Raw genomic sequence first — 22,371 nt, forward strand, 5'->3', positions numbered from 1 at the left:
AAAAAGAGCCGGGCAATCATGCCCGACTCTCTAGCTCTTCAAATTGTTATTCAATATGCTGTTTAAGGGATACCTACAGCTTGTAGATCTCAGCGTATTTGGCTTCCAGATAATCGGCAAGATAATCCGGGTTCAACTCTTCACCCGTTACGGCAACAATCAATTCGGAAGGTGTGCGGCTTTTGCCATACCGATAGATCTTGTCTGTAAGCCATTCCTTAATTGGAATCAGATTACCTTCGGCAATAAGGGTATCAAACTCCGGCATTTCCTTTCGCAATGTATGTAGAATTTGAGCTGCATACATATTGCCCAGAGAATACGAAGCAAAGTAACCAAAGTCGCCACCAGACCAATGAACATCCTGAAGAACGCCGTCTCCATCATTCGTTGGCATAATACCGAGGTATTCCTTGTATTTTGCATTCCAGGTCTCTGGCAGGTCCTTCACTTCGAGGCCATCGTTGAATAACATTTTCTCAATCTCATATCGGATAATAATGTGCAGGTTATACGTCAGTTCATCCGCTTCAATCCGAATAAGTGAACTCTCCACCCGGTTGATTGCACGATAGAAATCTTCCAGTTCAACCTCGCTCAATTGCGGGAAATGCTGCTGCAGATCTTGGTAATAACGTGTCCAGAATGGCAAGCTGCGACCAATCATGTTTTCCCAAAGACGGGACTGAGACTCATGAATCCCCATGGACGTTCCTTCAGCAAGAAGAGTACCTGCCAGACTGTCATCAATATTTTGCTCGTATAGGGCATGTCCGCCCTCATGCAGTGAACTGAAGACTGCGCTTGCTACATCATCTTGCAGATAATGTGTCGTGATTCGCACATCACCAGGGTTAAGGCCCGTTGCAAAAGGATGAACACTCTCATCCAATCGTCCAGCTTCAAAGTCATAACCCATTTGTTCCAGGATGAACAGACTGAACTTCTCCTGCTGTTTGGTGTCAAACAACTGATTCAGGAACTCTGTATTTGGTTTGCTGTCCGAAGCATTAATCTTCTCTTGCAAAGGTACCAAACGTGCTTTGAGTCGGGCAAATACAGCATCCACTTTCTCAACGGTCAGATCCGGTTCATACATGTCAAGCAGCGTATCATAACGCGTATCCTTTACACCCCAATAATCAATAAACTCTTGTTTGAGCTTAACGATATCTGTCAGATATGGCGAAAAACCTGCAAAATCACTGTTATGCTTGGCATCTTCCCATGCGGATTCGGATTTGGCCGCAAGCACGGTATAGGCTTGTACTTTCTCAGGTGGTACGGATTGACTGCGATCATATTCTTTCTTGCAATCTTCAACCAGACGACGATCTATATCTTGGAGTTGTTCCAATACCGCTGGAGTAGTCAATACATCAAGGTAAGTTTTCATGTCAGCCGAGGTTTGCAGCTTAAATGCTTCCGTGGACAACATACCCAGCGTCTCTGAACGAGTCGGAACGCCTTTTTTCGGCGCACCTGTACGCAGATCCCAGTGAAGCAAACCAATGGCTTCATGGTAACTCTTGATTTTACGAGCCAGATTACGGAAGGATTCCAGATGTTCCTGTGTTTGTTTATCCATTGTTAACGTCCACCTCTTCAAAAAAAATGTATGTACCCTATTGATGATACTTTTTGCATTGCGTATAATCAACTTTTAACAGAGGCAAATTGCATTATCCTCCTGAAGATACGTGTTCAAAAAGTCTGGTTTTCATTACCGAGAAGATAGAAATGCATTTCAACTTCAATGCTGATGATGCCCTCAGACATGACTTGTAATCAAAAGTGGACTTTTTGAACAACTTCTAAAAGGTTGGAGTAATGCCATCTGCTGACGGTGATATACTTTTAAAGTAAAGGCGCGTAGGACAAGCTGCATCAATTGCAAGTGGCCGTGCTCGTCGTATTGGATAACAGGAGGCAATGGACATGAACAACATTCAAGAGATTTTGGCTTACAACAAATCATTTGTCGAGACTAAAGAATACGAGAAGTATACGGCTAGCAAGTTTCCAACCAAAAAGATGGTCATCATCACCTGTATGGATACCCGTCTTGTAGAGATGCTGCCGAAAGCGATGAACCTGAAAAATGGCGATGTAAAAATCATCAAAAATGCAGGTGCAATTATCTCCCAACCTTTTGGTAGTGTTATGCGTTCTGTATTGGTTGCTATCTATGAATTGGGCGCTGACGAGGTGTTGGTGGTAGGTCATACAGAATGTGGTATGGCTTCCCTGCATGCTGAAACGATGATTGGTCACATGACGGAACGTGGAATTTCCGAAGAGGTCATGTCTACGCTTGAAAATTCCGGCATTCGTCTGCAAAAGTGGCTGCGCGGGTTTGACAGCGTTGAAGAAGGGGTAAAAGGAACCGTGGACGTAATCAAGAAGCATCCATTACTTCCTCCCAATGTACCCGTTCACGGCATGGTTATCGATTCTGCCACAGGTGAGCTTAATCTTGTCGCTGAGGGGTATGGACAACAGGCATCTCTCTAAATGGTTTGGAGTGCGGACCTTATGGTTCGCACTTTTTTTGTCTAAATTAAGGCAGTTGCTCTGTCAGGTTGTCAAACCATACAGTTTCAGTGTACACTTTTTATGAAAGCGGTCAAAGAAATTAAAATCGTTTATTTTTCTGACCTAGCCCTAATATTAAGGAGACATGTGCATGAACATACTTTCCTACGGATTGCTCGGGCTGCTTACCCGCGAGGAGTCATCGGGTTATGATCTGATGCTGAAGATTCAGCCTCATTGGCAGGCCAAACACAGCCAGATCTACCCCCTCCTGTCCAAGATGGAAAACGATGAGTTACTGGCCTCCCGCTGGGTACAACAGTCTGACAAACCGGACAAGAAAATGTACGCAGTTACGGAAAAAGGCATTGAGAAGCTCTTGGAATGGATGATTACTCCTGTTACCGCACCGGTTACACGCGATGAATTTAATTTGCGTATTTTGTGCGTCGGCATAGCGGAAGACGGAAGCATGAGACGCATTCTGAATGAGCGTAAAAGCTGGTTTATGGAACGCATACGTTATTTCGAGGATTTGAAGTCACGTATACCTCTGGATAATCTTCGTGTAGGCAACCGAGATTTTGGAAGCTACATCCTGGTACAAAAAGGTTTAATGCATGCGCAAACAGGGCTTGAATGGTGTAACTGGGTTACCCAATTACTTGATGGCCAAGCTGCAATTCAAGACCCAAGTCCAAGCGTTTCAGAAATTTAATCAAAATTTGAAACGTTCCTGCAAGTTGACCGTATTACTTGAGTAAGGCCCATTTTTGGGTGTTCAAACAAATTAATCGGGGGGTTACGATCTTTACAATGAAGAAAAAATTTGGAGTTAAACATCTAATGATGGTATTTATGGCCTTTACATTATTGTTCGCAACAGTGGGAGTAACAAATCCGGATTCTGCGGATGCAAGACGTGGTGGCGGATTCAAATCCGGTACAAAAAGTTATACCAACACACCTAAGAAATCCGATTCCAACAGCAACGTGAATCAATCCAATTCCGGTAATAACTCCGGTACTGGTGCAGCCGCAACCCGTGGTGGTGGATTCTTCGGCGGTGGCGGTGGCTTCATGAAAGGCATGATGCTTGGTGGTCTTGCTGGTATGATGTTTGGCGGACTGTTCGGTGGCATGGGCGCCCTGGGTAACATCCTTGGATTGCTCGTGAACGTTGCAGCAATCATGTTGATTGTTATGCTGGCTATGGCACTCTTCAGAGCCATCTCCAATCGTCGTAAACCTGCAGCGGATGGCCGTTATGACCGCCGCAATGATCGTGATGATGACCGTAACAGAAACGGACGGTACTAATCTCTATGGTTCTGAGCATGGATGAAATTGTGAATGCAATCTGTATTCATATGGCAGAACGTAAGGGTGTACGTCCAACGGATGTGAACGTAGAACTGAGCTGGGAAGAAGATACCGGTTATTCCGCTGAAGTATGGATTCAAGGCCGCAGTCAATATCTGGTGGAGTCCAATATGATTGAAGCGATTCTTCGTTACCTGCATAGTGAATACAACATCCGGGCGTACCGTGAGAACGTACGACTTGATCTGGATGAAGAGATCACAGCGATCGTCAATCAATAATATTAGGTCAAGCCATGACCTGTTATACAAAAGACCGTCTCCGCTCTGTCGCCTGACAGAGATGGAAGACGGTCTTTTTGTTTCTGGAGTTTGTACTGTACTAGGATTGAAGTTTAACCAGACTGTAATTCTTTTTACCTTTACGGATAATGATAAATTTACCGCCAATGGCATGCTCTGCGGACACCGTAAATTCAAGCTCCGTGATTTTCTCACCATTCATGGAGATTGCACCTTTGGTAACATCCTCACGCGCTTGGCGCTTGGATGGCTCCAGACCCAGATCCACGAGCCAGTCCACGATATTTTTGGCTTCGCCGTCCGTCTCAAATGTTGGCATTTCCTTGAAACCCTGCTCGATTTCATCGGCTGTCAGGGAACGGATATCACCACTGAACAGCGCCGCTGTAATACGCTTAGCCTGTTCGAGCATTTCTTCCCCGTGAACGAATTTTGTCATTTCTTCCGCGAGTGCTTTCTGTGCTTCACGTCTGTGCGGCTCTGTCTCTACCTTTTCAGCCAAAGCTTCAATTTCTTCTTTGCTCAGGAAGGTAAAGTATTTCAAGTATTTGATCACGTCACGGTCATCTGTATTCGCCCAGAACTGGTAGAATTCAAATGGTGTCGTTTTGTTCGGATCAAGCCAGATTGCGCCGCCAGCTGTTTTACCAAATTTCGTACCGTCGGATTTGAGCATGAGCGGAATGGTCAGACCGTACGCCTTCGCTTCAGATCCTTCTTTTTTACGAATCAGATCAAGACCACTCGTGATATTCCCCCATTGATCGGAACCGCCGATTTGAAGCTGTACATCTTCGTTCTGGAACAGGTGCAGGTAGTCGAGGGATTGAAGGATCTGGTAGGAAAACTCGGTAAACGAGATTCCGCCTTCCAGTCTGCTCGCAACGACATCCTTAGCCAGCATGGTGTTGAGGTTAAAGTTTTTGCCGTAGTCACGCAAGAATTCAATGACATTGATTTTGTGCGTCCAATCGTAGTTGTTCACCATGCGAACCTGATTATCACCGTCTGTTACAAACAACTTCTTCATCTGTGCTGTCAGTGCATCCACATTCTCCTGCACTTGCTCCATCGTTTGCAAAGAACGTTCTGCCTGACGACCACTTGGATCACCAATCGTGCCTGTAGCTCCCCCAATCAGAATGACTGGACGATGTCCTGCCAGTTGAAACCGTTTCAGCATCATGAAGGGAATGAGATGTCCGATATGCATGCTATCCCCCGTAGGGTCAACACCGCAGTACAAAGAAACGGACTTCGTTTCAGTCAATTCACGTAATCCCTCTGCATCCGTCTGCTGGTTAATGGCGTCACGCCACTGTAGTTCATCAATAATATTCATTCGTATAACCCCTTTTCCATCCTCAAAATTCAGTCATGATCTACGTTAAATTACGAATTTACACGCTGGAACGGCTTTTTTGGACACAAAAAAATCGCCTCCTTGTCTTCATTAGACACAGGGACGATTATCATAACCGTGGTACCACCCAAATTGCATGAACAACACATAACCTTAACACGTTATCCATACCACTTTTGGCAATATATCGTTTGCCCATCCGCTTGGCATTACCCAAGTACTCCAGAGTGTAATTCGCAGCCCTTGTATGTATCAGGTTCCATCAACCCCTGACTTTCTGTAACAGGGACAAAGCCGCTACTGCGCTCTATCAACGTGATTCATGTATTCAATTTATAGCAAGTATAGCCGAACGTTCAAGTCATTGCAAGACCAAGTATGCAATCTTTGAACAAACAACGGATGCATAATTGAAACCAGTTTATATAATCATCATGTTCAATTTTCCGTGATAATAACCATAGGCTTTCTCCGCGATCTGATCCTCATTGTTCCAAAATTGCTGATCCAGCGCATCTAACTGATCCTCTTGTTCCTTTGTCAGTAATTTAGGAATATTCCACAGTTCAGTAAGCCTTTCATCCTCTTTCAGATGCTCCAAGCAGCCGTATGCTGACGTTATAATCTCCACGACTTGAGTCGCACCAATGGTATGTAATGCCCGCAACGCGTAACGGTATACCTCTTCCCCCCAGTTGCAGAAAAACTGAATCAAACCGCCATTAAAGACATCTGCCTCCAATAGCCATAGAGCAGCAATTTCCTGCTCGTTCAAAGTTAACGAAGCCCATTCTTGTCCAGATTCATTCTTTTTTTCGACAAATGATACGGCATAGTCATACCAGACATCATGGATATCTTGCTCACTCACGTGCCACACCTCACTTTTCCCTATTTCATGCCCTCTAACTCCTGGCGTTTACCCGTCTGATGCCATTGGAAATACGGATCACCGATCTGTTGGAAGGCTTCCTGCATGCCCCTGTTCAGTTCCTCCATCACTTCATCTGAATAGTTCAGATGCGTCCGTATATTATCCACGCCATGTCTTTCCATCAATTGTACATGCGTCGCAGTGAAAATAATATCCTCCAGCAACCAGTAGATGACTTCGTCTGACTGTTTCATCCGTTTCTCCAACGAGACGAGACCACGTTCGTATATTCGAACCGTATATGTATTTTTTCCGCTCTCTACATAGGGGACACCATCCCATTTTAAGGTCTCGAACAAGCGGTTAACATATTTCTCCATCTGTTCCCTGGGGAAAGATGTTCGTTCTAACAACTGCAAAAGGATCTCAGCTAATTGTTGTTTGCTTAAGATGTTGGACAATGAATACACCTGCCTATAGAAGTAACATCGATGATGATATCTAAAAAATGAAAAAGCTGCCCAAGGCAGCCTTTTCTTTCATCCTGTTCAATCAGGTCCCACAAAAAGTCTGGTACGAAGTATTGCATTGTGCAGGTAGTTCAGCATATTCAGCCTGTTCGGGTGAATGCGCAAATGGATCTGAAAGAACAGCCAAAAGCTTCTGCATCACGCTAAGATCTCCATGATTCTCTGCTCGCTCAAGCGCCTCTTCGACCCGATGATTGCGGGGAATGACGGCTGGATTGTTTGTTCGCATCAACTGTACAGAGACTTCCTTCTCTCCTTGCTGTCTGTCCAATCTGGCTTGCCAACGTTCATGCCATTCAGCAAATTCTGACGTGCCAAACCAAGCTGTTCCTTCCAATGTATCAAAGGTCAAAGCCAGGAACGTATTGGTGTAATCTGCACCATGCTTCTCCATAAGTTCAAGAAGATCCTTGATCAATGCCTCATCTTCGGCCTCTTCATCCAATAAGCCCAGTTTGGCACGCATCCCCTTGAGCCAGTGATGATGGTACAATTCAGAAAATTGTGCGATGGCATCCTGCGCGAGTTGCACCGCCTGCTCTTCATCTTCATGCAACAACGGCAGAAGTGTCTCCGCAAATCGAGCCAAATTCCATCCTGCAATATAAGGTTGATTGCCATAAGCATAGCGACCTTGTCTGTCAATGGAGCTAAATACCGTTGACGGATTGTAAACATCCATAAAGGCGCATGGACCATAATCAATGGTCTCACCACTAATGGCCATGTTATCGGTGTTCATCACACCATGAATGAAACCAATACGCTGCCACTGGGCAATGAGAGCCGCCTGCCGCTTAATCACTTCCTGAAGGAGCAGAAGATAACAATTTTCGGCTTGAGCAACCTCAGGAAAATGTCGATGCAACGTGTAATCAGCCAACGCCCGAAGATCTTCTATAGACCCCCATCTTGCTGCGTACTGAAAGGTGGCCACCCTGATATGACTCGAAGCCACACGGGTCAAGATCGCCCCAGGCCGCTCTGTTTCGCGAATAATGTTTTCTCCAGTAGACACCACCGCCAGACTGCGTGTTGTGGGAATACCGAGTGCATACATCGCTTCACTAATGATATATTCACGCAACATAGGCCCTACAGCAGCCCGTCCATCTCCACCACGGGAGTAGGGTGTTCTTCCTGAACCTTTCAGCTGGATATCCACTCGCTCGCCCTGTGGCGTAATCTGTTCTCCCAGCAGCAAAGCCCGTCCATCACCAAGCATGTTAAAATTGCCGAATTGATGTCCTGCGTAGGCTTGAGCTAAGGGCTCGGCCCCTTCCGGAATCAGGTTCCCTGCAAAAATTTGTGCGCCTTCATCACTATCAAGAGATTCCACATTCAGCCCCAGACTGGATGCAAGCAGTCTATTAAAAATGATTAGCTTTGGTGATTCAACAGGTACTGCGCCCTGACTTGTAAAAAAGGGTTGCGGTAACTGCGCATAACTATTGTCCAAATTCCAGCCTTTGTTCGACGTCTCTTGTTGCATGGTGCTCACAACTCCTTTTCTGTATCCAGGGGATATCCCTTGGTTTTATTTTAGCCTTGTGAAGCAATGCTCATTTATGTAGTCGCATGGAAATTCAATTCAAAAGGTTGTTGACTTAAACGAACATCTAAAATGTTCTTGATGAAACTTTAGCATATTTACATCCCTTTTGCATTCCTCATGAACAGTAACTTTGATGTGGGAACTAACTCATCGTAGGTTTGACAAAAAAAATCCAAGTGGCCTCTCTGGCAAGTGGAGTCAATTCCTTTCATTCCACTTCCCAGAAAAACCGTCTTGGATCTACTCCGTCTACACGATGACATGTATGTTATTTCAAGAATTACGTGTGTGCTTCCTGAACCTGTACGGGTTGTACAGGCAAGCTTTCTTTTTTGAAACCGAGGTTAAAGAACACATTGAGCAGGATCGCTGACAAGCTTCCTGTAATAATACCGTCACTCACAATGATGCGAATACTTTGAGGAAGCTGGGCAAACAGATCGGGTACAGCGGTAACGCCAAGTCCAAGAGAAACGGAGCAAGCCACGATTAACAGATTGGATTGTTTGCCAAAGTCGACGTTTTGCAGCATTTTGATCCCGGATGAGACGACCATCCCGAACAGGACAACCGTCGCTCCTCCGAGGACAGCACTTGGAATAATGGTTGCAAAAGCAGCTACCTTTGGAATGAGTCCCAGAAAGATCAGAATACCTCCGGCTGCAACAACAACATTGGTCGTTTTCACCTTCGAGAGCTGAACCAAACCAACATTCTGTGCAAAGGTATTGTATGGAAAAGCATTAAATATGCCGCCGAGAATAAACGCGAGACCTTCAGCTCGATATCCCCGTGCCAGATCTTTCTCGTTAATGGGTTGATCACAGATTTTGCTCAAAGCCATAAATACACCTGTTGATTCGATGATCACAACCGTACCTACAATAATCATTGTAATGATCGGGCCAATTTCGAAGGTAGGCCATCCGAAGTAAAAGGGTTGGGGCAAATGGAACCAGGAGGCATCCTGCACAGCGGTAAAATTCACTTTTCCCATGAAGGCTGCGATGAGGGTCCCCACAATAATGCCAAGGAGAACAGCCAGGGATTTCACAAAACCGCGAGCATATCGATTCAGAATTAGAATGAAAAGTAATACGCCAAAAGATAAGGCCAAATTGTCCAAACTTCCAAAATTCTCGCTGTTTGCTCCACCCGCCATGTTTTTAATGCCGGTTGGAATTAAAGCAAGACCGATGATGGTTACCACTGTACCGATCACAACGGGTGGAAACAATTTGACGATTTTGCTGAAAAACACGGCAAAGATGACGATAAACAAACCCGCTGCAATGATCGACCCATATATGGCAGGAATTCCGTATTGCGATCCAATCGCAATCATGGGTGTCACGGCTACAAAAGAACTTCCGAGCACCGCTGGCAAGCCAATACCCAGATACTTCCCTTTCCGAGCCTGAAGCCAGGTTGCAATCCCGCACGTTAACAGGTCAATGGATACCAGATACGCCAACTGCTCTGCCGTCAGATTTAGTGCTCTGCCCACAAGCAAAGGTACCAGAATTGCTCCCGCATACATCGCGAGTACATGCTGAATCCCCAGTGAAAATACTCTCATCTTTTTCGTTTCTTTCATCCCACGTTGCCCCCCTGAAATTAGAATCAACTGAACCGCTGCAAAATCATGTTATGTTGATTCACATTATATAAATTATTCAGGGAAGTTCCATGATTCATAACATAGAATTGTGACAAGAGATAAAGAGCACAACTATAATTGGGCATCTTATACAAAAGGCACTCTCATACCGTTTAATCGGCGTTATGTTAGCTGACACAGAAAATTTGAAAGTGCGCTTTGACAGCCAAAGAAAAGAAAGATCAATGAGCAGTTCACTTCAATTATTCATGTAAAAATATAACTTCTGGACATCACTTTATTTCATATTCTCAGCTTGTCCAGTTGAGAGGCTTAATGTTAAAACGTTGCTCCATGACCTCTCCGTTCTGGTGAACCATCTCCGTGAAACACACTTCTTCTCTGTTCATCAGAACAACGGATGAAGCTCTGGTCCCATAGTCGAATTTCTCACTTCTAACGAAGATGGGTGATAACAAACGTTCCCACTCCAATGGAACACCTGTATGAGGCAGAAGTTCGTCGACGGAAGGATCTGCCATTTGCAGCAAACCTAATATTTGTTCAGCAAGAGTATCTTCGTCCACGTTTTTCCCTTGGATAATTTTCTCCAGCCCTTCTCTCCCACGTTTCACCTTGGGCCAATCTGTATTGATCAAGTGATTACTAATCCCGTATATTCCCGGTTTCAACTTCATCACGACATTACCCACATTCGAATAATAATAGAGGTTCTCCGGATTACCCACTAACAAATTGTAGCCAGGATAATGATCTCGGCTTTGCTCCGCATGTTGGATATATTGCTCAGGTGTGGACGTTCCCTTTAAAAAGTCAGCAACCAGATCTCCTCTTGAGCCCTTGGCATGCACCTCTTCATTCGGATCACGATAATTCGTAACTGCAGCCAGACGCCCACCGGTGGTTACGCCCATCCAAGTTCCCATTTTTGACAAGTCTCGCCCTGCCAATATTTGAGGGTAATCTTCCCAATAATGTGCTTGAGCCGTAGGTCTGTGATAGAATTCATCTCTGTTTGATCCCAGTATAAGCGGATACGTTGGATGCATGTTGTACGCAAATAAAATTAAACACATGGGAATCTTCAACTCCTATAGTCGTCAAACCTCTATAATTGCAGCTTTATATCGCATAATCAACGACAATGACATCTTCCACCCAACCATCGAGTGAAGCTACAAATGCCTGATGGGCAGGATGTGGTCCATAAGCACGCAGTCCGTCCTGATCTGCAAACGTCACTCTCAATCCAATCGTATAACCTTGAATACGGTCTGTTTCTTCCGTTACATTAATCCCTGCGGTCAACGCGATAATCCCCGGGATTTGTTCCTGTAAAGCGAGCAACTGGTCCACCAGCTCCTGCTGTTTGGCTAGCGTAGTTTTATCGTTAAATTTAAAAACAACCAAATGTTCAATCATCTTGTCACTTCTCCTCTGTCCATCGAATAGTAATGCGATTTCATTCATGAAGTTAACTCATCAAGTTAATTCAACAATTCCAATCCGCCCATCATATAGGGAACAACTCGCTGAGCCAAGTCAGCAGGCGATTCCTGTCTTCCATCCATATTCCAACGATACGTCATTCCATAGATCGACCAGCTTAGCATGGTTGCCGTTATTTTCAGCGTTTTGAGATCTACACGCTTCGCCACTTTGCTCATGAGTTCAAGCAGAAATTGTTCCAGCTGTGTTTTAATGTTTTCTTCAATTATCGGTGCAACCGTCTCATATTTCTTGATGCAATTATTGCTTGAGACGTGATAATCACATAATGAAAATATAAGTTGCTGTATCGTTTCTGCTGATATCCGGGCATCCGGGTCTACCCTTTTCGTAACATATTCCATAAAAGCATCTGATAACAAGGCTTCAAGCAGTGCATATTTATCCTGAAAATGGGCGTAAAATGTGGCTCTGTTAATTGTGGCTTGTTCCGTAATATTCTGAATCGTAATGCTGTTGAAATTTTTAAGATTTAATTGGTGCAAAAACGCATCAAGGATTAATTGCCGAGTGCGAATGACACGCGGATCGTTCGAGTTTGGAGACAATACACCGGACATGTCCCAATCCTCCTTTGTACACAACATATTTGCCTAGACTCCTTCATTATAGATAAGTGCTATTGGTTCAACAAGTGAAAGTAAGTGCAAAGACACCATACAATAATCCGTGTCTTTCGCTTAAGCAACAAAACAATAAAACTGTTGGTTGAGTAGGCTTGTTGGGATTGTTAACATAGCACTCGTACCCACTGAGAGGTACAACATAATGGAGGTGCATATGTTGAGTAATCCACAATATAACATTATTTCTACAGAGCGTTTGTTTCAACCATACACCGTTGCAAAGCTAACCCTGTCCTCGCGCATTGTCATGTCTCCCATGGCTCGATCCTTCTCCCCCGATGGTGTCCCGGGCCCCGATGTAGCCACATATTATCGTCGACGTGCCGAGCATGGTGTTGGACTCATTATTACCGAAGGCGCAACTATTGAGCATCCGTCTGCATCAAGTGAGCCTAGAATCCCTCATATGTATGGAGAAGCAGCTCTCCAAGGCTGGTCTGAAGTGGTCAAACAAGTTCATGATGCTGGCGGCAAAATCTTTCCTCAGATTTTACACATGGGCATCGTTCGTCCTTCTGGATCTGATCCACACCCGGAAGCTGTATCACTAAGTCCATCGGGAATTGATATGGAAGGTACTCAAGTAGGTTCGCCCATGACGGAGGCAGAGATCGCAACGGTGATTCAAGCTTATGCTGATGCAGCCGTTAATGCGCAACGCATCGGTTTTGACGGAATTGAGCTTCACGGTGCACACGGTTTTCTGATCGATCAGTTCTTCTGGAAAACGACGAATAGGAGAACAGACCGCTACGGTGGTGACCTTCGGAAAAGAACTCAATTTGCGATTGAACTTGTCATGGCAGTTCGTGCTGCTGTAGGTCCTGATTTCCCTATTGCAATGCGGATTTCCCAATGGAAGATGAATGATTATCAAGCCCGACTATTCGACACACCGGAACAACTGGAACAATTCCTCCGTTTGCTGGTTGACGCAGGTGTAGATATCTTCCACTGCTCCACACGACGCTTTTGGGAGCCCGAGTTTGAAGGATCTGATCTTGGATTTGCAGGGTGGGTGCGGAAGCTAAGTGGTCAAACCACGATAACGGTCGGTTCTGTAGGCATGGCAGATGAGCCTGGAGCAGAAGGCGATGAAGTCAAACATCCGGGGATGAGCGAACTTATGAAGCGATATGAGCAACAGGAGTTTGACCTGGTAGCGGTCGGACGTGCACTCCTTGGTGATCCGGCATGGGCTGCCAAAATACGCGAAGGCCGCGTATCTGAAATTCAGGACTTTACACCTGAAGCACTGGCTACGCTATACTAAGAACAATAACTTATTGTTCCAGACATTTTTTTCTCCCATATATGTAGGTTTGAACTCATGAATCAACTATACTATGCAAAGGGCTCGCTTTCCCTCCGGGATTGCGGGTAATTTGTTTTTGGAGATATCTGTACGATCAAACCCTTCGAGCAATAGCAATATCGTTCAAGAAAATTCCTTCTTTGCAACCTATAATGACATTAACATACCAGAAAGAAGGTGCATCATGACTCGGGAAGTCCGGACTGTGGTATTTGATACCGACTTACAGCTAGAAGCTTATCAGTTTGAAGGCATTATGCAGAAGTTTCCCAATCACTTTCATGACTATTACGTCATTGGATTTATTGAGCAAGGCAAGCGTCACCTCGTCTGCAACAATGAAGAATACATTTTGAATAGCGGAGACATGATTGTCTTTAATCCACATGATCCTCATGCCTGCGAACAGGTTGATGGCAGAACCCTCGATTATCGCTGTATCAACGTCCAGCCTGAGGTTATGCGAGAGTACGCGAGAGAGATTACCGGACAAGCTTACTTGCCACGGTTTACATCCCCCGTTCTCTACCAAAGTGAACTTGTGGGTTCCCTGCATGAGCTGCATCAGACGATTCTGGAGGAGCAATCGGATTTCTGTAAAGAAGAATTGTTACTCTTGCTGCTGGATCAGTTGATGCGAGATTATTCGGATGCTGAACCGCCTGTTTCCACTCAGGATGTTACTATGGAGATCAGACGCATATGCGAGTACATCGAATCTCATTACATGGAGAGCATCTCATTAAATGAGTTAGCCGACTTGACGGAGATGAGCAAATATCACCTGCTGCGCTTGTTCACTCGCCAGAAAGGCATATCACCATACCGCTACCTGGAGACCATTCGTATTAATCAGGCCAAACGCTTCTTAGAACAGGGTCAGCTTCCGATTGAAGTAGCCGCACAGACAGGATTTAGCGACCAGAGCCACTTCACGAATTTTTTCAAAAAACTGATTGGCCTGACGCCCAAGCAATACAGACGTATCTTCAATCATGATACCGAGCCGAAACGAACCACCGATCACATCGTATGACGAGTCATCATAACACCAAGGCCTCTACCGGACATTTACTCGCTTTGTTTACCATAGTGATCTGGGGCACCACTTTTGTCTCAACGAAGGTGCTGCTGATTGACTTTACCCCAGTGGAAATTTTGTTCTTTCGCTTCCTGATCGGGTATTTGGTCCTCTTGCTGATCTATCCGCGTTCACTGCGGACCGCCTCATTCAGAGAAGAATGCTTGTTTATCGGAGCAGGAATATGTGGAGTGACTCTATATTTTCTCATTGAAAATATTGCGTTGCTGTACACAACCGCTTCCAACGTGGGTGTTATTGTCTCCATTGCCCCGTTCTTCACTGCCGTACTCGCACACTTCTTCCTGGATGGTGAGAAGTTAACACGCCGCTTTCTTATCGGATTTGGAGTTGCATTGAGCGGCATCCTACTCATCGCACTGAATGGCAGTTTTGTGCTGCAACTGAATCCGGCAGGTGATCTGCTTGCTTTTATAGCACCTGCGGTATGGGCGATTTATTCCGTATTAATGCGTAAAATTGGCCAGCTTCGCTATCACACTATTGGTGCGACTCGCAAAGTATTTTTCTATGGCCTGATCTTCATGCTGCCAGCTCTTTTTCTATTCGAATTCCATTGGGAACTCGGGCGCTTCACAAGTATGACCAATCTTTCTAATTTTCTTTACCTCGGTCTGGGTGCCTCCGCGCTGTGTTTCGTGACCTGGAACCGGGCTGTAAATCTTCTCGGAGCTATGCAAACGAGTGTATATATCTATCTGGTGCCTGTCATTACTGTCGTGTCATCTGCACTCATTCTTCGGGAACAGATCACCTGGGTGATTGTAATTGGTGCGTTCTTAACATTATTCGGCTCCTACATTTCAGAGCGCAAAGTACACACGCTTAACAACAAAAACACTAATCCGCGGAGGGCTTAGTGTTTGCTTCATTTCATTTTTTTACTATATAACTGGAAATCGTGGTTGACCACCGTTGACATGAGCAGAAGTCATTCATTTTATCTCATTCAATTGAGACAGCAGAATCTCCAGTTCCTCTTGCTCCAGATGACGCCATTGCCCCCGCTCCAGTTGATTCAACGTAATATTCATAATTCGGATACGCTCCAGCTTCAATACGCGGTACCCCAAGGCTTTGCACATTCTGCGGATCTGCAGGTTAAGCCCCTGTGTCAAAATAATCCGAAATACATGTTCACTCTGCCTATGCACTTCGCAGGGCTTGGTCACCACGTTCAGAATCTCAACACCTTCGGACATGGACTTTACAAATTCAGCGGTTACGGGTTTATCTACAGTCACTACATACTCTTTATCATGATTATGCTCTGAACGCATCATTTTGTTCACAATGCCACCATCATTCGTAAGCAAAATCAACCCTTCCGATGCCTTATCCAGCCTACCTATCGCAAATATGCGAGAAGGATAATTCATATATTGAATGATATTCCCTTCCACATGTGCTGCTGATGTGCTGACAATACCGATGGGTTTATTTAGAGCAATATAGACAGGTTCGCTGTCATTACGAGGAATCTCATTGCCATCAATAAGGACCACATCATGAGGTTCAACTTCGGCTCCTTTTTCACAAACCCTGCCATTGATCGTTATGCGTCCGGCTGCTATTAATCGGTTCGTTTCCCTGCGGGAGCAGAATCCCGTTTCACTTATGTATTTGTTAATTAACATGTGTCACCGCTTCTCATCTGTAATAGTTCAGCTGGTTCATTGATTAATGATTCGTTCATTAACTTCACGCAAGAGTTAGTACCTTGTACTGATTCTTATTCCACATCATCTCATTTATACTGAAATGAAGCAATGAATGGTTATATGACAGCACATAGAGCAGTACATAGGAAAGCTACTATACACACTGAAGGGAGTTTCACATGTACAACGTTACTCGATTTACAGTTGACCCCGATGATCCACACCAAGACTCTGGCATGTGGATTGGTGGAGAGATGGCATATGTTGCAGACTGGCCGCTCAACCCTGATGGGCAACCTTTATTGCATCTGTTCTCCATCCATTGCAACACACTTTCACAGCAGGTCCATATCCCTTCTTTACCAGAAGATAAATATATCTCGGTCTTCTCGACCTACTCCGCTTCCGAATACTTTCTGGATCAGGTAACCTATACGGGGGATGAGCTGGAATGGAACGAGAATATTCTCGCCGGATGCACTTATGTCTCGGTATCTTCGAATCCACTAACTTCCGTATGTCCCGTTCCACCCATTCCATTAAGCGGCGTACGTTTGATTGAAATGGAGCTTCACGATCAGGAGTTTCCTGCATTTTCATTCTTTTCTCCCACTTTACCGAACAGTGTGAAAGGAATTGACCATCTGCTAGAGGAATATCAACTGGTGTGTCAGATATATTCCGGGGATTTTCCTGATCCATATCGGGATATATTGGGTCTTTCTGATGCAAATGGTTATTTATTTTTGCGAAGGGGTCCAGCGTCAGCTCACGCACCATTCGATGGAATTTTCTTTGTGCAGACTGCTTAATCGTGATACCTAAGGGCAGATTCATCATAAAGAACGGCTAATCAGAACGTTTCCTGTCTACTCAGACAGTAAACGTTTTTTTTATATATGTACGGTTTACAATCCTTGATCCTTACCAGTGACAACACTGTCAGAGTCATATGAATTGGATCGGATTTAACCTTCTACACGAAATCGTTTTAGAAAAATATATACGACGAGGAATATTTTCAGTCTTCAAAACTTAACATTATTTTACAATAAAAAGCATGTACATTTGGGCAATTATGGTTTAAGTTATATATGAAATAAACATTAATTACATAATATAAAATTTTTATCCAACTAGGAGGCAGACTTTTGAAAAGAATATTCGCTCTAAGCTGCGGTTTTTATCTGTTAATCGGCATAACCAGCGTTGTGCTCGGTGCCCTTCTCCCTGTTTTGTTGTCATATTATGAGCGCGGTTACAGTGATGGCGGATTTTTGTTATTTCTGCAGTTTCTCGGATTTCTTGTCGGTGTACTTGTAGCTCCTGCCCTGACAGCCCGTATCGGAAGAAAAACCATGCTGACCCTTGCCTTGATCTGTATTGTGGCTGCTTATGCTGTTCTCGGATTTTTGCCGTCTTGGACCAGCGTTCTTCTGCTTACCATTCTCATAGGCTTTGGCTCAGGCATTATTGAGCCTTCCGTTGGAGCATTCACGATTGAATTCACTGAGAATCAGAAGGCAGTCGCCATGTCCAAGCTGGATGTTTTCTTTGCACTTGGAGCACTTCTTATCCCGGCTGTCGCTGCTTTATTTATCTGGATGGATCTATGGCATCTTACTTTCTATGTCGTATCCGGGTTGTCACTGGTTCTCATGCTCCTGTGGATCACCATGCCCCGTCCAGCCGCACGATATCTGGAACAGGCTGGCGAGAATACAGTGGCACATGCAGCTGGTAAAACTAGATATTCGAGAAAACAGTTGGGGCTACTAATGATTTTTGTCATCTTCTTTTTCATCTACATGGGACTTGAACTGGGACTGATGAACTTCCTGCCCTCCATTCTCGTAGAACGATTGCAGCTTCAGGAATCTGTCGCATCACTGAGTGTCTCCATCCTGTGGATCGCGATGATTATCGGCCGTCTTTTCTCAGGAAAAATAGCGGAAGCGGTCAATTACATGCCTTTCCTGATCTGGAGTACGATCGGCACGCTTATGTTCGCAGTTGCTATGGTATTTGTAACGGGTCAGTGGGCAACGTACGTGCTGATCTTCGGAACCGGTTTGTTCATGTCAGGGCTGTTCTGTATCGCACTCGTCTATGCAAATGTTCTGATTCCCGGCATGACCGAACGCACAACCAGTATCCTCATCGCATCGGGTGGTATTGGAGGTGCCGTCTTGCAGTATGTGACTGGATGGAGTATGAGTACCTTGCCTGTTGTGAATACCATCTGGATTTTGGCCGGATTCTGTCTGATCCTGCTTCTCACATTGATGGTCTCTCATCTATGGACGGTAAAAAATAATGCAGTACGTGCTGCTCTCACACAACATAGTAAGCAAATGTAAACTTTATTCCTTAAGGGAGGTGATGCCCGCATCATCCGGAATTGTTGAGCTTCGTTCGAGTTAGTACACCATAATATTGGAGGAAATCGTATGCAAACTTTGACCAACAACCGCTTCGTAGCCGGAAAAGGGATTAAGTTGATTGACGATTCAGGTGTTGAATACCTCGATGGCGTGTCAGGTACGTTTAATCTGTCACTGGGCTATAATCACCCACATGTAGTCAGCAAAATTCAGGAACAAGTCGGCAATCTGACGCATATGTCTTCCTCCTTCACTGAACCATACGTAAATGAAGTACTTGATCACTTAATCGAATATGCTCCAAACGACATTAATGCCGGATGGATGCGGGATATTACCGGTTCAACTGCAAACGAATGTGCGACCAAAATTGCACAGAAGTATACTAAATCGACAGACATCATCAGCCTGTATCTATCCCATCATGGGCAGACCCAATTTGCCACCGGGATTTCAGGGAATGCCTTTAGACGGAAACGGTTCCCTAATTCAGCTGTACCTAACGCTGTTCATGTACCTGCCCCATACTGTTATCGCTGCCCATTCAAATCCTCAAACGGAGACTGCGGCTATCAATGCGTTGAAGCTATCTCTGATGCAATAGAATATGCAAGTTCCGGCTCAGTCGCCTGCATGATCATCGAACCCATTCTTGGGAATGGCGGCAATATTATTCCTCCTGCTGGATATTTCAAACGACTGCGTAAACTGTGTGATGAGTACAACATGCTTCTCATTGCCGACGAAGTTCAGACCGGCATTGGTCGTACGGGAACCATGTTTGCCAGCGAACTGTTTGATATCCAGCCTGACATGATTACCCTTGCAAAAGGTCTTGGCGGAATCGGCGTACCTGTGGCTGCAGTATTAATGCAATCCCGATTGGATGTGCTCGAAAAGCACGAACACTCCTTCACCTCTGGAAGCAATCTGATCTCCGTAACCGCTGCCAAATCCACCCTGGAGGTGGTATCCGAACCCGGATTTCTGGATGCCGTGAAACGCAAAGGTGAAATTCTGGGTGAATTGCTGCATGAATTGGCTGTGAAATACCCAAGTATCGGGGAAGCTCGTGGCGTCGGGTTAATGTGGGGCTTGGAGATCATAGGTGACGGTAATGAACCGGATACACTAAAAACCAATGCCATTGTTGACCGTGCTTTTACAGATGAGCATCTGATCCTGAGAAGTTCAAGATATGGCTTCGGTAACGTGGTTAAGGTCCGGCCTTCCCTTACCACAACCGAAGACGAACTGGTAGAGATTGTGGAGCGGCTTGATTCGGTGCTTGCCAGCGTTAATTAAAACATTTCAATGCAACTGTTCGAAGTGGTCGTTTCGGTTACGAATCGTTCTTATGATCGCTGTTATCCACGGATTTTCTTGATTTTCCTTTCCCAAGGGAAAATAATTATAAGGAGGTTATATCATGCTTGCATTGGTATACAAATCAGCCTGGGATGTCGCGCTTGAAGAACGTCCTGTCCCGGAAATCACAAGAGATAATCAGGTGTTGGTTCGGATTCGGGCGACAGGTGTGTGCGGTACCGATCTCGGTATTGTCAGCGGCAAATATCATGCGGTCCCTTCTGTCATTCTCGGTCATGAGTCCGCAGGGGAAGTCATTGATGTTGGCTCTGCGGTATCGACATTACAACCGGGTGACCGTGTTGTGATCGATCCTACCTACTATTGTGGACAATGTGACATGTGCAGAACAGGCAGACAAAATCATTGCACACATAAATCGGTTACGGAGACGGGTGTAAGTGCTGACGGGACATTTACAGATTATTATGTGACCGAAGATCGCTTTTTGTACAAATTAAAGGATCATGTGAGCTATGAGGAAGCGACGTTGACGGAACCGCTCAGTTGTATGCTGACGGGAATTAATCAGATCCAACTCCTGCCGAATTTCAGAACGATCATCCTCGGTGCAGGTCCGATTGGCATTCTGTACAGTTACGCGCTCGCTTCCAAAGGGGTTACTGGCTGTCTGGTCGACATCTCGGAGGAACGCTTGGCGATTGCCGACTCCATTGCACCCGATCGCTGGCAGGTTCATTCATCCTTCGAAAATGCAATAGAATCGCTGTCACCTGCAACCCATCAGGTTGATATGATTGTGGATACTACAGGTGTCGTAGGTACACAAGTACTCTCCCAGCTCGCCAGTGGCGGTTATCTGATGCTGGTAGGTCTAAGAGATGGAAATACGTCCTTTAATCCAAAAGAAGTCGTGGATCGTAGTCTGAAAATTATTGGCTCCATCGATTCTCTGGGCACATTCGCAACAGCACATTATATGATTGAGCAAGAGATCATTCCGGCTAAAAAAATCATTACCCACTCCTTCCCGTTAGAGGATTACGAAGAAGCATTCCGCACACTTGGCTGCGATATCCAGGGGCGCACACTTCAAGCCTCTTCACATGCAATCAAAGTTGTACTGCAATCCAGTGGTTCCCGTTTCTAAAGTGGAAAGCCATCCATGAATGGATTAGATTAGATATATATACTTACACAATCCTGGAGGAGGAATACAACATGGTAGCAAACCAAGAATTTGGCGGACTGGGTGCAGCCGATGATAACATCATTCAAGCAGTTATTTTTGATATGGATGGTGTACTGATTGACAGCGAACCGATATATTTCGAGATTGAGCGCAGCTCCTTTGCCCATTTTGGTGCAGTGATGACGGATGAAGAACACCACACTTATGTTGGAGTTACACTGGAGTCCATGTGGCAGCACGTTTTGGACAAACATCAACTGACGGCTACGCTGGAAGAAGTATTGGCATATCATCAGCATAATGTGATGCAAACCATGCTGGCTCATTCAAACTTGAAGGCAATGCCTTCCGTGGAACGCTGGTTAAGCTGGCTGCATGAGCAACACATTCCCATAGCCGTTGCTTCTTCCTCTCCACGTGCACTGATTGATTTGATCATGGACAAGACCGGACTTGGGCAATACTTTGAGGTACGAATGACCGGAGAGGAAGTCGAACATGGCAAGCCTGCACCAGATATTTTCCTGACCACAGCTGAAATGATTGGTGCATCCCCGTCGAATTGTCTGGTGATCGAGGACTCTCGCAATGGTGTTCAGGCGGCCAAAAGTGCAGGCATGCGCTGCATCGGCTATAACAATCCGGGTTCAGGCAATCAGGACTTGTCCAAAGCCGATCTTCAGATTTCCAGTTACGATGAGTTATGGACCTTGAAGGATAAAATGCCTTTTGAAGGCAGATCGCCAAGCCTAGCCAAGCTACGCTGAGAAGGTCGCCTGATCAGATCGTAATTTCTTAATGAGTATATAGAAAAAAACAGCCGGACCCGCTTCAATTCTTTCGAATTGGAGCGGGTCCGGCTTTGCTTGCTGCAATGGGTGTTACATTAGAACACATGTTGTAATATCAACTAAACCGAAAGATCGAGACTTCCACCCAGATTCGGATGAGGAGCCGGAAGTGACTTTAACATTTCCGTCATTTGCTGACCCTGCTGCTGTGCCATGTCTTTCGACATAGACATCACTTTCAAGCTTGCCGACTGCATTACTGAAGCCTGGCTCATCGCCATTGATAATGCTGCAATATCCATGCTCTGTACTCCTTTCTCTATCTTACTTATGGGCGTACTTATTATATATCGGTCAGT

23 protein-coding genes and 1 other annotated feature are annotated in these 22,371 nt (G+C 45.1%); of the genes, 12 read left to right on the forward strand and 11 right to left on the reverse strand.

Annotated elements, in window-relative coordinates:
• Window positions 1-73 precede the first annotated feature (73 nt).
• A complete protein-coding gene (locus ACE3K2_RS13330) occupies window positions 74-1,588 on the reverse strand; it encodes a carboxypeptidase M32 (protein WP_421890641.1) in 1,515 nt (504 codons plus the stop codon).
• Window positions 1,589-1,938: 350 nt separating this feature from the next.
• Between ACE3K2_RS13330 and ACE3K2_RS13335 the strand changes: the two genes are divergently transcribed.
• The 4 genes from ACE3K2_RS13335 to ACE3K2_RS13350 all read left to right on the forward strand — a co-directional run bounded on the left by ACE3K2_RS13335 (window position 1,939) and on the right by ACE3K2_RS13350 (window position 4,139).
• Complete coding sequence (locus ACE3K2_RS13335) at window positions 1,939-2,514, forward strand: beta-class carbonic anhydrase (protein ID WP_421890644.1); 576 nt, start codon at window positions 1,939-1,941, stop codon at window positions 2,512-2,514.
• A gap of 172 nt (window positions 2,515-2,686) precedes the next feature.
• Entirely contained in the window at window positions 2,687-3,253 is a 567-nt protein-coding gene (locus tag ACE3K2_RS13340; RefSeq protein WP_017687905.1) for a PadR family transcriptional regulator, read from the forward strand.
• Window positions 3,254-3,351: 98 nt separating this feature from the next.
• Window positions 3,352-3,855: a hypothetical protein gene (locus ACE3K2_RS13345; protein WP_124116370.1), complete on the forward strand. Its 504-nt coding sequence runs from the start codon at window positions 3,352-3,354 to the stop codon at window positions 3,853-3,855.
• 5 nt (window positions 3,856-3,860) lie between these two features.
• Complete coding sequence (locus tag ACE3K2_RS13350; protein ID WP_017687903.1) at window positions 3,861-4,139, forward strand: YxcD family protein; 279 nt, start codon at window positions 3,861-3,863, stop codon at window positions 4,137-4,139.
• A gap of 100 nt (window positions 4,140-4,239) precedes the next feature.
• Here ACE3K2_RS13350 and tyrS read toward each other — a convergent pair whose 3' ends face one another.
• The 8 genes from tyrS to ACE3K2_RS13390 all read right to left on the reverse strand — a co-directional run bounded on the left by tyrS (window position 4,240) and on the right by ACE3K2_RS13390 (window position 12,172).
• A complete protein-coding gene (gene tyrS, locus ACE3K2_RS13355; protein ID WP_091011938.1) occupies window positions 4,240-5,502 on the reverse strand; it encodes a tyrosine--tRNA ligase in 1,263 nt (420 codons plus the stop codon).
• 116 nt (window positions 5,503-5,618) lie between these two features.
• Window positions 5,619-5,846: a binding site (T-box leader), on the reverse strand.
• A gap of 98 nt (window positions 5,847-5,944) precedes the next feature.
• Window positions 5,945-6,394: a DMP19 family protein gene (locus tag ACE3K2_RS13360; RefSeq protein ID WP_421890648.1), complete on the reverse strand. Its 450-nt coding sequence runs from the start codon at window positions 6,392-6,394 to the stop codon at window positions 5,945-5,947.
• Window positions 6,395-6,414: 20 nt separating this feature from the next.
• Entirely contained in the window at window positions 6,415-6,858 is a 444-nt protein-coding gene (locus tag ACE3K2_RS13365; RefSeq protein WP_421890652.1) for an Imm63 family immunity protein, read from the reverse strand.
• A gap of 91 nt (window positions 6,859-6,949) precedes the next feature.
• Window positions 6,950-8,419, reverse strand: a complete 1,470-nt coding sequence (locus ACE3K2_RS13370; protein ID WP_421890655.1) for a protein adenylyltransferase SelO — start codon at window positions 8,417-8,419, stop codon at window positions 6,950-6,952.
• A gap of 343 nt (window positions 8,420-8,762) precedes the next feature.
• On the reverse strand, window positions 8,763-10,079 hold the full coding sequence (locus ACE3K2_RS13375) for a nucleobase:cation symporter-2 family protein (protein WP_421890658.1): 1,317 nt from the start codon (window positions 10,077-10,079) through the stop codon (window positions 8,763-8,765).
• Between the two features lie 314 nt (window positions 10,080-10,393).
• A complete protein-coding gene (locus ACE3K2_RS13380; protein ID WP_421890661.1) occupies window positions 10,394-11,179 on the reverse strand; it encodes an NRDE family protein in 786 nt (261 codons plus the stop codon).
• A 46-nt stretch (window positions 11,180-11,225) separates the two neighbouring features.
• Window positions 11,226-11,525 (reverse strand): Dabb family protein, encoded by a 300-nt coding sequence (locus ACE3K2_RS13385; protein WP_421890664.1) that lies wholly within the window; start codon window positions 11,523-11,525, stop codon window positions 11,226-11,228.
• A gap of 65 nt (window positions 11,526-11,590) precedes the next feature.
• Window positions 11,591-12,172, reverse strand: coding sequence for a TetR/AcrR family transcriptional regulator (locus tag ACE3K2_RS13390; RefSeq protein ID WP_421890666.1), 582 nt, complete (start codon window positions 12,170-12,172; stop codon window positions 11,591-11,593).
• Between the two features lie 223 nt (window positions 12,173-12,395).
• Between ACE3K2_RS13390 and ACE3K2_RS13395 the strand changes: the two genes are divergently transcribed.
• From ACE3K2_RS13395 to ACE3K2_RS13405, 3 genes are all read left to right on the forward strand, one after another.
• Complete coding sequence (locus tag ACE3K2_RS13395) at window positions 12,396-13,511, forward strand: NADH:flavin oxidoreductase (RefSeq protein ID WP_421891231.1); 1,116 nt, start codon at window positions 12,396-12,398, stop codon at window positions 13,509-13,511.
• 226 nt (window positions 13,512-13,737) lie between these two features.
• Complete coding sequence (locus ACE3K2_RS13400) at window positions 13,738-14,589, forward strand: AraC family ligand binding domain-containing protein (RefSeq protein ID WP_421890669.1); 852 nt, start codon at window positions 13,738-13,740, stop codon at window positions 14,587-14,589.
• The gene (locus ACE3K2_RS13405) at window positions 14,586-15,515 is read left to right on the forward strand and encodes a DMT family transporter (RefSeq protein ID WP_421890672.1); all 930 of its coding nucleotides are present in this window, start codon (window positions 14,586-14,588) and stop codon (window positions 15,513-15,515) included. Before ACE3K2_RS13400 ends, ACE3K2_RS13405 begins: the two co-directional genes overlap by 4 nt.
• A gap of 75 nt (window positions 15,516-15,590) precedes the next feature.
• Here ACE3K2_RS13405 and ACE3K2_RS13410 read toward each other — a convergent pair whose 3' ends face one another.
• Window positions 15,591-16,292: a pseudouridine synthase gene (locus ACE3K2_RS13410; protein ID WP_421890676.1), complete on the reverse strand. Its 702-nt coding sequence runs from the start codon at window positions 16,290-16,292 to the stop codon at window positions 15,591-15,593.
• A 203-nt stretch (window positions 16,293-16,495) separates the two neighbouring features.
• Here ACE3K2_RS13410 and ACE3K2_RS13415 point away from each other — a divergent pair, with 203 nt between their 5' ends.
• The 5 genes from ACE3K2_RS13415 (at window position 16,496) to ACE3K2_RS13435 (ending at window position 21,988) form a co-directional block, all read left to right on the forward strand.
• Window positions 16,496-17,128 (forward strand): hypothetical protein, encoded by a 633-nt coding sequence (locus ACE3K2_RS13415; RefSeq protein ID WP_421890679.1) that lies wholly within the window; start codon window positions 16,496-16,498, stop codon window positions 17,126-17,128.
• 339 nt (window positions 17,129-17,467) lie between these two features.
• Window positions 17,468-18,676: an MFS transporter gene (locus ACE3K2_RS13420; protein ID WP_421890682.1), complete on the forward strand. Its 1,209-nt coding sequence runs from the start codon at window positions 17,468-17,470 to the stop codon at window positions 18,674-18,676.
• Window positions 18,677-18,766: 90 nt separating this feature from the next.
• Window positions 18,767-20,005, forward strand: a complete 1,239-nt coding sequence (locus tag ACE3K2_RS13425; RefSeq protein WP_421890686.1) for an aspartate aminotransferase family protein — start codon at window positions 18,767-18,769, stop codon at window positions 20,003-20,005.
• 124 nt (window positions 20,006-20,129) lie between these two features.
• Complete coding sequence (locus tag ACE3K2_RS13430) at window positions 20,130-21,179, forward strand: zinc-dependent alcohol dehydrogenase (protein ID WP_421890689.1); 1,050 nt, start codon at window positions 20,130-20,132, stop codon at window positions 21,177-21,179.
• A 71-nt stretch (window positions 21,180-21,250) separates the two neighbouring features.
• Window positions 21,251-21,988: an HAD family hydrolase gene (locus ACE3K2_RS13435; protein WP_421890692.1), complete on the forward strand. Its 738-nt coding sequence runs from the start codon at window positions 21,251-21,253 to the stop codon at window positions 21,986-21,988.
• A 143-nt stretch (window positions 21,989-22,131) separates the two neighbouring features.
• On the opposite strand, the gene ACE3K2_RS13440 is transcribed toward ACE3K2_RS13435, so the two are convergent.
• Entirely contained in the window at window positions 22,132-22,314 is a 183-nt protein-coding gene (locus ACE3K2_RS13440; protein WP_421890695.1) for a YjfB family protein, read from the reverse strand.
• Window positions 22,315-22,371 lie beyond the last annotated feature (57 nt).

The sequence above is a fragment of the Paenibacillus sp. genome (genome assembly GCF_048976745.1).
Classification (GTDB): domain Bacteria; phylum Bacillota; class Bacilli; order Paenibacillales; family Paenibacillaceae; genus Paenibacillus.

What these genes read in the sequence shown, in the direction of transcription:
- ACE3K2_RS13330 (WP_421890641.1), bottom strand. Translation starts at nt 1,588, where the DNA reads ATGGATAAACAAACACAGGAACATCTGGAATCCTTCCGTAATCTGGCT.
- ACE3K2_RS13335 (WP_421890644.1), top strand. Translation starts at nt 1,939, where the DNA reads ATGAACAACATTCAAGAGATTTTGGCTTACAACAAATCATTTGTCGAG.
- ACE3K2_RS13340 (WP_017687905.1), top strand. Translation starts at nt 2,687, where the DNA reads ATGAACATACTTTCCTACGGATTGCTCGGGCTGCTTACCCGCGAGGAG.
- ACE3K2_RS13345 (WP_124116370.1), top strand. Translation starts at nt 3,352, where the DNA reads ATGAAGAAAAAATTTGGAGTTAAACATCTAATGATGGTATTTATGGCC.
- ACE3K2_RS13350 (WP_017687903.1), top strand. Translation starts at nt 3,861, where the DNA reads ATGGTTCTGAGCATGGATGAAATTGTGAATGCAATCTGTATTCATATG.
- tyrS (WP_091011938.1), bottom strand. Translation starts at nt 5,502, where the DNA reads ATGAATATTATTGATGAACTACAGTGGCGTGACGCCATTAACCAGCAG.
- ACE3K2_RS13370 (WP_421890655.1), bottom strand. Translation starts at nt 8,419, where the DNA reads ATGCAACAAGAGACGTCGAACAAAGGCTGGAATTTGGACAATAGTTAT.
- ACE3K2_RS13375 (WP_421890658.1), bottom strand. Translation starts at nt 10,079, where the DNA reads ATGAAAGAAACGAAAAAGATGAGAGTATTTTCACTGGGGATTCAGCAT.
- ACE3K2_RS13380 (WP_421890661.1), bottom strand. Translation starts at nt 11,179, where the DNA reads ATGTGTTTAATTTTATTTGCGTACAACATGCATCCAACGTATCCGCTT.
- ACE3K2_RS13385 (WP_421890664.1), bottom strand. Translation starts at nt 11,525, where the DNA reads ATGATTGAACATTTGGTTGTTTTTAAATTTAACGATAAAACTACGCTA.
- ACE3K2_RS13390 (WP_421890666.1), bottom strand. Translation starts at nt 12,172, where the DNA reads ATGTCCGGTGTATTGTCTCCAAACTCGAACGATCCGCGTGTCATTCGC.
- ACE3K2_RS13400 (WP_421890669.1), top strand. Translation starts at nt 13,738, where the DNA reads ATGACTCGGGAAGTCCGGACTGTGGTATTTGATACCGACTTACAGCTA.
- ACE3K2_RS13405 (WP_421890672.1), top strand. Translation starts at nt 14,586, where the DNA reads ATGACGAGTCATCATAACACCAAGGCCTCTACCGGACATTTACTCGCT.
- ACE3K2_RS13410 (WP_421890676.1), bottom strand. Translation starts at nt 16,292, where the DNA reads ATGTTAATTAACAAATACATAAGTGAAACGGGATTCTGCTCCCGCAGG.
- ACE3K2_RS13415 (WP_421890679.1), top strand. Translation starts at nt 16,496, where the DNA reads ATGTACAACGTTACTCGATTTACAGTTGACCCCGATGATCCACACCAA.
- ACE3K2_RS13425 (WP_421890686.1), top strand. Translation starts at nt 18,767, where the DNA reads ATGCAAACTTTGACCAACAACCGCTTCGTAGCCGGAAAAGGGATTAAG.
- ACE3K2_RS13430 (WP_421890689.1), top strand. Translation starts at nt 20,130, where the DNA reads ATGCTTGCATTGGTATACAAATCAGCCTGGGATGTCGCGCTTGAAGAA.
- ACE3K2_RS13435 (WP_421890692.1), top strand. Translation starts at nt 21,251, where the DNA reads ATGGTAGCAAACCAAGAATTTGGCGGACTGGGTGCAGCCGATGATAAC.
- ACE3K2_RS13440 (WP_421890695.1), bottom strand. Translation starts at nt 22,314, where the DNA reads ATGGATATTGCAGCATTATCAATGGCGATGAGCCAGGCTTCAGTAATG.